The organism is Selenomonas sp., assembly GCF_052169755.1.
Lineage (GTDB): Bacteria > Bacillota > Negativicutes > Selenomonadales > Selenomonadaceae > Selenomonas.
On record NZ_JBQNBV010000082.1, the window covers coordinates 1 to 9549 of the forward strand.

A 9549-nucleotide genomic window follows, 5' to 3' on the forward strand; every position below is an offset into this window, starting at 1 on the left:
CGGAGTCCGCGCCCGTATCCCTTTTTGCCGTCGCCGAAGCATGCCGCGTGGCGAAGCGGCGCGTCGTCCTGAAGGAAAACAGCCGCAGTCTGGAATTTGCCCGCTTGGGCTTTTCAAAGATTGCCGGAGGGAAATACAGTCCCGTTCATTATGGTGTGATTGATGTTTGCCGCTCGTAAATCTGCCGTGGCACTTCCGTTTCTTTTCTTCTCGCGATTCTTGTGCTATGATAGGGGGGAGCTTTCAGAAGCATGGAAAGCTCCCGCAGTGCGAAGCTCGACTGCTTGCGAGAGCGGATGGTATCAGAAAATAACATTTGGAGGAAATGAGGCATGTCGTTGTTGGAGATAAAGAAAGCGGGAGCGCCGGTTTTGAAGGAAATTTGCGCTCCTGTGGAGCGTGTCGATGCGAAGCTCAGAAAGCTGCTCGACGATATGGCGGAGACGATGTACGAAGCGAACGGCATCGGCATCGCTGCGCCGCAGGTGGGCGAATCGCTGCGCATGGTCGTCATTGATATAGGCGATGGACTCATCGAGCTTGTCAATCCTAAGATTACTTTTCGAGAGGGAATCGAGACGGATTCGGAAGGCTGCTTGAGCGTGCCGGGGATTTTCGGTGAAGTGGAACGTGCGGCGAAAGTCAAGGTCGAGTTCCTTGACCGACGTGGCAAGCGTAAGCATATCACGGCGAAGGGGCTTCTGGCGCGCTGCATCCAGCATGAACTCGATCATTTGGAAGGCGTGCTGTTCATCGACGTAGCGACGAGTCTGCGTAAAGAAGAGGAAGAAAAGTCATGAAAAAAGCTCGTGTGATCTTCATGGGAACTCCGGACTTCGCCGTACCCTGCCTCGCGCGTCTCGCGGAGATCGCCGACGTCATCGCTGTCGTGACGCAGCCGGATAAGCCCAAGGGGCGCGGACAAAAGCTATTGCCGCCGCCCGTCAAACAGTTTGCCCAGGCGCATGGCATCGCCGTCTATCAGCCGATGCGCGTCAAAGCGCCGGAGTTTGTTGATGTATTGCGGGAGCTTTCCCCCGAACTCATCGTTGTCGTCGCTTTCGGACAAATTCTGTCGAAAGATATTTTGCAGCTGCCGCCTTTGGGCTGCATCAATGTCCACGCGTCGCTTCTGCCGCGTTATCGCGGCGCAGCGCCGATGCAGTGGGCGATCATGCGCGGTGAAAAGGAAACGGGCGTCACGACGATGTTCATGGACGAGGGACTCGATACAGGTGATATGCTTTTGACGGCAAGCCTGCCGATCACAGAGACGATGACGGCGGCTGAACTGCATGATGAGATGATGCTGCTCGGCGCCGATGTCTTGGAAAAGACTCTCTGTGCGCTTTTTCAAGGGACGCTCAAGCGCGTACCGCAGGCGGATGCGCGCTCTACCTACGCGCCGCTTCTTGCTAAGGAAATGGGGCGCATCGACTGGCGAAAATCCGCGCGTGAGATCCATGATCTCGTGCGCGGTCTGAATTCATGGCCGGGCGCTTATAGTATGCTGGCTGGACAGAAGTTCAAGATCTGGCGCACGCGCGTAGCGGAGGGCACGGCAAATCCCGGAGAGATCATTTCCGTGACGAAAAAAGGGTTGCTCGTCGGTACGGGCGAAGGACTGTTGGAAATCTTGGAGCTGCAGGCGCCGAGTAAGAAGAAGATGGCGGCAGGCGACTATATGCGCGGTCACGGGCTTCTTTTGCCTGTATGCTTCGATATAGGTTGATGCTTGTATCACCCGAGAAAGGAGGGGGTGTTTTGACAAATGCGATACCGGGGCTTGAGCGCCCGCACAAGAGGCTTTTCATGGCGCTTTTGTCCCTGAGTTTCCTTTGCATGACCTTCCTCGCCTATGCGGTTTGGCGCGTGAGCTACCTTGGTCTGCTTGAAATCAATGCGTACCTTCCTCTCGTGTTGGGCGTTTTTTTTGCAAGCGTCGTCTTTCTTACGGGTTTTGGTATATTGAGCATGGTTGGAGCGATTCTCGGTCTGCCTTTTCTTCATATTTTTCAGAAGCAGTCGTACACCTTGATCAATTTGCTTTTTCCTGTCGCCATCGTGATCGGCAAAGTGTTTGGCTTCAACCGTCGGCGCATCGAGCGCTCTTTTATCGAGGTCAGCAACCAGATCATCCACCATCGCGGCATCAAGGTACATGCGCATGAACTGCTCGTCGTCACGCCGCATTGTTTGCAGCTGGCGACATGTCCGCACAAGATCACGCGCGACCCGCACAACTGCAAGCGATGCGGCGGCTGCGACGTCGGCGCTCTCGTGAATCTTGCCGATGAGATGGGCTTCCATTTCTTCATTGTGACGGGCGGCACGCTCGCGCGCCAGACGGTCAAGAAGATTCGCCCGAAGGCGGTCATGGCGATCGCCTGTGAGCGCGATCTGACGAGCGGCATTCAAGACGTCTATCCGCTGCCGGCGGTCGGTGTGCTGAATATTCGCCCCAACGGTCCGTGCTTCAATACGCATGTCGATATAGAGAAGGTGCGCGAGGAGATCAAGAAATTCTTGCTTGACGACGATGCAGAGAAGAAGGAGAAGGATGTGCCTGAAGACGAAGGGGATAGGCAAAAATGAGGAGGAGCTATGGACAAGGCGCGGGAGACGGCGCTCAAGGCGCTTCATGAAGTGAATGAAAAGGGCGCTTATGCCAATGTGGCATTGGCGCGGTCTTTGCGTGCCGTGAAACTCTCCGAAGTGGACCGCCGCTTTGCAACGGAACTGGTCTACGGCGCGGTGAAGGCGGGCGGTACGCTCGATTGGATGCTGCGGCGTTACTTGAACCGTCCGCTTTCCAAGATCCCGCCTATGGTGCGGGATATTTTGCGTTTGGGCATATACCAGCTTTTCTTCCTTGCGCGCGTGCCTGCCTCCGCCGCCTGCAATACGGCGGTGGAGATGACGAAGCGCTGCAGCCATGCGGGTACGGTGAAGTTTGTCAACGCCGTTCTGCGCACGGCGGCTCGTGAACCCGAGAAGGCGGCATTCCCGATGGGCAAGGCGCATGAAGCGGAAAATCTCGCCCTGTCCCTGCAGCATCCCGAGTGGCTCGTGCGGCGTTGGATCGAGCAGTTCGGCTATGAAGAGGCAAGGGCGCTCTGTGCATTTGATAATGCACAGGCGGTGCTTTCGCTTCGCACGAACACCTTAAAGATTACGCGGGATAAGCTCATCGAACGGCTCTCGCAAGAGGGCGTGGAGGCGGAGGCTTCCGCTTGGGCGCCGGAAGGCGTCTTGTGCCGCCGTCACGGTGCGCTCGATGATTTGCCGTCTCTGCAGCAGGGGCTTTTTCAAGTGCAGGATGAAAGTTCCATGCTCGTTGCGCATGTTCTCGCGCCCGAGCCGGGCGAATTTGTCCTCGATGTTTGCAGTGCGCCGGGCGGCAAGACGACGCATATCGCCGCCCTCATGGAAGATCAGGGGCGCATCGTCGCGCTCGACGTTCACGCGCATAAGATCGAGCGCATCGCGGAAAACTGTGAGCGGCTCGGCATAACATCGGTGCAGCCGCTGCTCTTAGATGCGCGGGAAGCGGGCGCACGCTTTTCCTGCCAAGCTGACCGCGTGCTTGTTGATGCGCCATGCTCCGGTCTCGGTGTGCTGCGGCGCAGACCCGACGCACGCTGGCGAAAGACGCCCGAAGAGATCGCCGCTCTCGTGCCCCTGCAGCGCGACATTCTCAGGTCTGCCGCTGCGGCTATAAAGCGCGGCGGCGTGCTCGTCTACAGCACATGTACGATCGAGCGTGAGGAAAATGAAGCCGTCATCGAAGACTTCCTTTCGCAGCATGAGGACTTCATTTTGGAAAACACCGGCGATTTCCTGCCTTTGCAAAAACGCACACAGAAGATGATTCAGCTCTATCCGCAGCGCGACGGTACGGATGGCTTCTTCATCGCGCGTCTTTTAAGAAGGTGAGCGCATGAAGAGTATTTTTGGCATGACGCTTGAGGAGATGCAGGCGGAATTTTCTGCCCAAAATCTCGAAAAATATCGTGCGAAGCAGGTGGCAGAGTGGCTCTACAAGAAGTTTGCGAAGAGCTTTTCGGATATGACGAATCTGCCGAAAGACCTGCGTGCTGCTCTCGGCGCGAAGTATCGAATCGAAAAGCCGACGCTGCGCACACGTCTTGACAGCGCAGACGGCAGGACGAGCAAATTCCTGCTGGTCTTTCCCGATGGGGCTTCGGTAGAATCTGTACTCATGCGCCAACCGTACGGCAACAGTATATGTATCTCGACCCAGGCGGGCTGCAATATGGGATGCGCTTTCTGCGCCTCTACGCTGCACGGGCTGGCGCGCAACTTGACGGCGGGGGAAATGCTCGCCGAAGTGCTCTTCATAGAGGAAATGCTGTCAAAAGAAGGCGAAAAGGTCGATACTATGGTCTTGATGGGATCGGGCGAACCTTTGATGAACTATGATAATGTCGTATGCTTTCTTCGTCTTTTGCATGAGAAATACGTACTGAACATGGGCTATCGCAATATCACGCTGTCCACATCGGGCATCGTTCCTGCAATCGACGATCTTGCGGAAGAAGGTATGCCCATCACGCTGTCCATCTCGCTTCATGCGCCGCGCGAAGAGCTTCGCACCGATCTCATGCCGATCAATCGCAAGTATCCGTTGGCGGACGTTGTGGCGGCAGGTCGGCGCTATGCAGAGAAAACGGGACGGCGCGTCACATACGAGTACATTTTGATCCGTGATCTGAATGACGGCGAGCGTGAGGCGAGGGAATTGGCGAAGCTGCTCAAGGGACAGACCGCAAGCGTCAACCTCATTCCTGTCAATCCCGTGCCTGAACGCGGCTTTGAGCGACCGACAGACGAGAGTGTGGCGTCATTTTGCAGCATCCTTGCGCATCAGCGCATCACCGCTACGGTTCGCCGCGAAATGGGAAGCGATATACAGGCGGCATGTGGGCAACTGCGCAGCCGCCACATGTCCGCCGAGGAAAAGCTGCAATAGATTGTGAGGTGTTTCATGGCTTTTACAAAATGGGAAGCGTTTTTGGAGAATCATATCGAAGGATTCTTTAACAAGAAATTCGGCAGCGCCCTCGAACCTGTCGAGGTGGAGAAAAAACTTGAAAAAGAAATGGCAAATGCAAAGAAGCGCGACAAGAAGAGCAGGCAGGAATGGATTTTGCCAAATCAATATACAATTTTGATGAATGAAGAAGATTGTCACCATCTTTCCTCACAGCGTTTTCTCGATGAGCTTCATGTGCTGGCTGAAAAAAAGGTCATTTTGCTTGACTGCTTTATGGATGGCGGACTGACGATTGCCCTTGAGAAAGATACGTCGCTCTCCCTTGGCCTATGCCGTGTGAAATCTGCCTTTTCCGATATGGTGCAGCGCGTGGCGCAGGCGGTGGAAGAGCAGCATACGATCGTACTGCAGCGGCCGTCGTTTCAGCCGCCGCTCAATTTGCCGACGGAGTATCAGATTGCTTCACTCACGGTTTCAGAGGGTGCGGATAGGGATTCCTACCTTGTATTCGGCGAGAAAAAAATCTTTCTCGGCAGACGTGATCGCAGCGATTTTATACTGACGGATCCCAATGCCTCGCGTGTTCATGCGTCCATTCGCTATGAGCGTCATCGTCATTTTTTGCAGGATGAACAGAGCACGAACGGCACGCTTCTCAATGGGCGTCCTGTGATGGAGGCATGGCTGCGGCATGGCGATGAAATCCAAATCGGGAGTTCCGTTTTGCGTTACGAGGTGATATGATTGCCGGGGTCAGATTTTTTGCTGCGCGTTTTGAGCGTAGTTTTTCAATACGGCATTTTGCTGCTGCTTTTTCGTTTCATTGCACATCTTGCACAAGCGATGTTTCGAGATGCCAAGGATTTGCGCGAAGAAATGAAACCGCGTGAGATTCTGCCCAATGAAGCTGTGCTGCATGTCGTGGAAGCGGGCGATGAAAGTCTTTCGGGCAAGCGATTTGCTTTTACCGAGGGGATAACCATCGGGCGCAGCGCCGAGAGCGATATTTGTATAACCGATTCGTTTGTGTCGCATCGTCATGCCGTCGTACATCTTGTGAACAATCAATATGTCATCGAAGACATGGGCAGCATGAACCATACATATCTGAACGATACTGTCTTGCAGGGAAAGGCATACTTGAAGCCGGGAGATCTCATACGCATCGGCTTCGTTACACTGAGGTTTGAGAGGTGATTTTTTTGAAAGTCTCAAGAGCGACTGACCGAGGCAGGGTGCGAGAGATCAATGAGGACGCGTGCGCTTTCATACCGCCCGATACATACGTCGTAGCCGACGGCATGGGCGGCTATGCGGCAGGCGAGGTGGCGAGCGCGATGCTCATTGATTCTTTTCGAGAGAGTTTTTCCGATGCAGGACGGGAACGCAGTGAAGAATCCCTGCGTCATGTCGTACAGGCGGCGAATCGCAGAATCTTGCGGGAGGCGGCGGCGAATGCGGCGCAAAACGGCATGGGGACGACGGTTGTAGCCCTGCAGTGTGCCGATGGTACGGCATACTGGGCGCATGTGGGAGACAGTCGCCTGTATCTCCTGCGTGCGGGGGAGCTCAAGTGTCTTACGCACGACCATTCCTTCGTGCAGGATCTTCTGGATCAAGGATCCATTACGAAAGAAGAAGCGGAACGTCATCCGAAAAAAAATCTTTTGACGCGTGCAGTCGGCGTGGAGGAAAATCTTACGGTTGATACGGGAAGGTTTATCATCGAAGCAGGCGATGTGTTTCTCCTCTGCTCGGACGGATTGACGAATATGGTCAAAGAAGCGGCTATATGTGAGACTTTGCAGGGAGAGTCCGCAGACAAGGCGCGCCGACTCGTTGAGCTGGCACTTTCGGCGGGTGGTTTTGACAATATCACGGCGATTGTTGTGGAATGCGATGAAAGAGCATAGCGGGTATTTGCTTCTGGCTCCGCTCGGCATCCTGCTGCTGGGTGTGGGCGTGCTGCTTTTGCAGCGCATCGTGCCGCTGAGTGATTCCCTGCTCTTGTGGGGCGGCGCCGTTATCGTAAGTACGATTTTGGTATACGTCGCTTTGAGCAGACGCCATGCGGGGACGGATCGAACGCTTTTTCCGGCGGCAATGCTGCTTGCGAGTCTTGGCGTCGTCATGATTGGACGCTTGAAGCCTGCGCTCTTTTTGACGCAGATGCGCTGGCTGCTCCTCGGCGTCCTTGTCTATCTTGCCGTCGTATTCTGCGGCAGGAGGATTCTGCGTCTGCTTTCTTATCCCTATATACTCGGTATTTTCTGTTTGCTGCTCCTTTGCTCGGCGCTCTTTTTCGGCACGGAGATCGGCGGCAGCCGCAATTGGATCGTATTCGGCTCGTTTGCCGTACAGCCATCGGAGTTCGGTAAAATCGTCATCATTATGTTTCTTGCCGCCTATTTGACAGAGCATCGAGAAGTCTTGATATTGCCGCGTCATAAGGTGCTTTGGCTGAAGCTGCCTGTACTTCGCTTTATTGCGCCGCTCCTCTGTATATGGGGCGTCGCCGTTTTGATGTTTGTGGTGCAGCGCGATCTCGGTTCCGCCTTGCTCTTTTTTGGCATAGCGGTGCTCATGACATATATGGCTACGGGGAGAAAGTCGTATGTTGCCCTTGCCTTCGCCGTTTTTTTCGGGGCGGCTGTAATCAGTTATTTCATGTTTTCGCATGTGCGCGTGCGGTTCCATATTTGGCTTGATCCGTGGGCGGATCCTTCGGGCAGCGCATATCAAGTCGTGCAGTCGCTCTTTGCGTTTGGCTCGGGCGGCGTTTGGGGCGCGGGCTTTGCGCACGGACATCCGACATTGATCCCCGAGGTGCATACGGATTTTATTTTTGCGGCGATTGCGGAAGAATTGGGGCTTTTGGGGGCCATTGGCGTCATGCTTGTTTTTGCGCTGTTTTTTTACCGCAGCATACGCATCGCTCTCGCCTGCCGCGAGGGACAAAATATGCTGCTTGCCGCCGGTATTGCGGTCGTGTTTTTCCTGCAAGCCTTCATCATCATCGCGGGCGTGACGAAGTTCTTGCCGCTGACGGGCATAACTTTGCCTTTTGTGAGTTACGGAGGCAGTTCCATGATATCGAGCTTTATCTTACTCGGTATTTTGACTGTGCTTTCTAAAAAGGAGAATCGCCATGATTGAGCGAAATAATACGAAGTATATCCTGCGCTCTGCTGTATTTCTCCTGTTGCTGTTTTCCGGCTTGGCTCTTTACGTCGTTTATTTACAGGTCTGGAAAGCGGATTGGCTTTCGGAGCATCCGCTGAACCGCCGTGCGGCAGTCGCTGAGGATAGCGTGCAGCGCGGCAGTATCCTGGATCGAAAAGGCGAAGCCTTGGCGCTCAGTCCGACAGCGGGGGAACGGCGTTATCCCTACGGGAAAATCATGGCTCCTGTCACGGGCTATCTTGATGATACGATTGGCAGCACAGGCATCGAAGCCTATAAGGGGGCGGAGCTTTCTGGCAGTAGCCGTCTCTTGGGGCGCTTAGGGCCGCTTGCGCAGCTTTTTTCTTCTGCGCACGGCGATGACGTCTATCTTACGATTGACGCCGAGCTGCAGGAAACGGCATACGAGGCGCTCGGGGAGCGGCGCGGCGCCGTCGTCATGCTCGATGCGAAGAGCGGTGCAGTGCTTGTACTCGTATCGCGTCCTTCCTTCGATCCGACAGATGTGCAGTCGAGATGGAGCAGTCTGCGTCAGGATGAGGCAAGTCCTCTGCTGAATCGCGCCTTGCAGGGACTCTACCCGCCGGGTTCGACGATCAAGCCGTTGATCCTCGATGCGGCGTTGGAAAATGAAGTTACAGACTTGAAGGAAATATTTACCTGCACCGGAGCGCTCGAAGTGGGCGATTCGGTCATTCATGAAAGCCACGGCGCGGTGCATGGCAGACTCGATGTGGAGCACGCTTTGATCGAATCATGCAATACGACGTTTGGCACGCTCGCTTTGCGCCTTGGCGGCAAGCGTTTGGCAGATGCTTTTCGGCGATTTGGTTTTGAAGAAACCGTACAGGGTGATTTGGAAGAAGCGGCGGCGCATCTTCCAAACTTTGACGCGCTCGGTCAAGGCGATACGGCGCAGGTTGGCATCGGACAGAGCACTCTTCTCGTCACGCCGCTGCACATGGCGCTGCTTGCCGCAGCGTTTGTCAACGACGGCGTCGTCATGAAGCCGTATCTGGTGGAGCGCGTTGTGACGCCCGGCGGCATTACGCTGGAAAAGCATACGAGTGAAAAATGGTTCGAGGCTACGACAGCCGCCCGTGCATCCTTGATTCATGGTTTTATGGAAGAGGTTGTTCGAGAGGGCACGGGAAGGGCGGCGGAGATAATAGGCGCTCGTGTGGCGGGGAAAACAGGTACAGCGGAAAATGCGGGCAAAGATCATGCGTGGTTCATTGGCTCGGCAGAAGTAAACGGCCGCAAGGTGGCGTATGCCATCATCGTAGAAAACAGCGGGGGAGGCGGTGCGGAAGCCGCACCGATCGCAGGGAAGCTGATTAAGAGATTGC

10 protein-coding genes and 1 pseudogene are annotated in these 9549 nt (G+C 55.0%); all 11 read left to right on the forward strand.

Going from position 1 to position 9549, the window contains the following annotated elements:
* A pseudogene (locus tag ACTTKG_RS06845) lies at positions 1 to 179 on the forward strand (class I SAM-dependent methyltransferase); the annotation flags it as partial.
* Positions 180 to 332: 153 nt separating this feature from the next.
* Positions 333 to 800 carry a peptide deformylase gene (gene def / locus ACTTKG_RS06850; protein ID WP_442673487.1) on the forward strand — a complete coding sequence of 156 codons (468 nt, stop codon included), beginning with the start codon at positions 333 to 335 and terminating at the stop codon, positions 798 to 800.
* Positions 797 to 1732 carry a methionyl-tRNA formyltransferase gene (gene fmt, locus ACTTKG_RS06855; RefSeq protein WP_442673488.1) on the forward strand — a complete coding sequence of 312 codons (936 nt, stop codon included), beginning with the start codon at positions 797 to 799 and terminating at the stop codon, positions 1730 to 1732. The genes def and fmt overlap by 4 nt, the downstream gene beginning before the upstream one ends.
* Entirely contained in the window at positions 1732 to 2595 is an 864-nt protein-coding gene (locus ACTTKG_RS06860; protein WP_442673489.1) for a DUF116 domain-containing protein, read from the forward strand. Before fmt ends, ACTTKG_RS06860 begins: the two co-directional genes overlap by 1 nt.
* A 9-nt stretch (positions 2596 to 2604) precedes the next feature.
* Positions 2605 to 3936: a 16S rRNA (cytosine(967)-C(5))-methyltransferase RsmB gene (rsmB, locus tag ACTTKG_RS06865; RefSeq protein WP_442673490.1), complete on the forward strand. Its 1332-nt coding sequence runs from the start codon at positions 2605 to 2607 to the stop codon at positions 3934 to 3936.
* A 4-nt stretch (positions 3937 to 3940) separates the two neighbouring features.
* On the forward strand, positions 3941 to 4993 hold the full coding sequence (gene rlmN / locus ACTTKG_RS06870; RefSeq protein ID WP_442673491.1) for a 23S rRNA (adenine(2503)-C(2))-methyltransferase RlmN: 1053 nt from the start codon (positions 3941 to 3943) through the stop codon (positions 4991 to 4993).
* A gap of 15 nt (positions 4994 to 5008) precedes the next feature.
* Positions 5009 to 5761 carry an FhaA domain-containing protein gene (locus ACTTKG_RS06875; protein ID WP_442673492.1) on the forward strand — a complete coding sequence of 251 codons (753 nt, stop codon included), beginning with the start codon at positions 5009 to 5011 and terminating at the stop codon, positions 5759 to 5761.
* Entirely contained in the window at positions 5762 to 6214 is a 453-nt protein-coding gene (locus ACTTKG_RS06880; RefSeq protein ID WP_442673493.1) for an FHA domain-containing protein, read from the forward strand.
* Complete coding sequence (locus ACTTKG_RS06885) at positions 6211 to 6930, forward strand: Stp1/IreP family PP2C-type Ser/Thr phosphatase (RefSeq protein ID WP_442673494.1); 720 nt, start codon at positions 6211 to 6213, stop codon at positions 6928 to 6930. The genes ACTTKG_RS06880 and ACTTKG_RS06885 overlap by 4 nt, the downstream gene beginning before the upstream one ends.
* Positions 6917 to 8173 (forward strand): FtsW/RodA/SpoVE family cell cycle protein, encoded by a 1257-nt coding sequence (locus ACTTKG_RS06890; protein ID WP_442673495.1) that lies wholly within the window; start codon positions 6917 to 6919, stop codon positions 8171 to 8173. Before ACTTKG_RS06885 ends, ACTTKG_RS06890 begins: the two co-directional genes overlap by 14 nt.
* Positions 8166 to 9549: peptidoglycan D,D-transpeptidase FtsI family protein (locus tag ACTTKG_RS06895; protein ID WP_442673496.1), on the forward strand; the 1384-nt coding region annotated here is incomplete at its 3' end. The genes ACTTKG_RS06890 and ACTTKG_RS06895, both read left to right, overlap by 8 nt.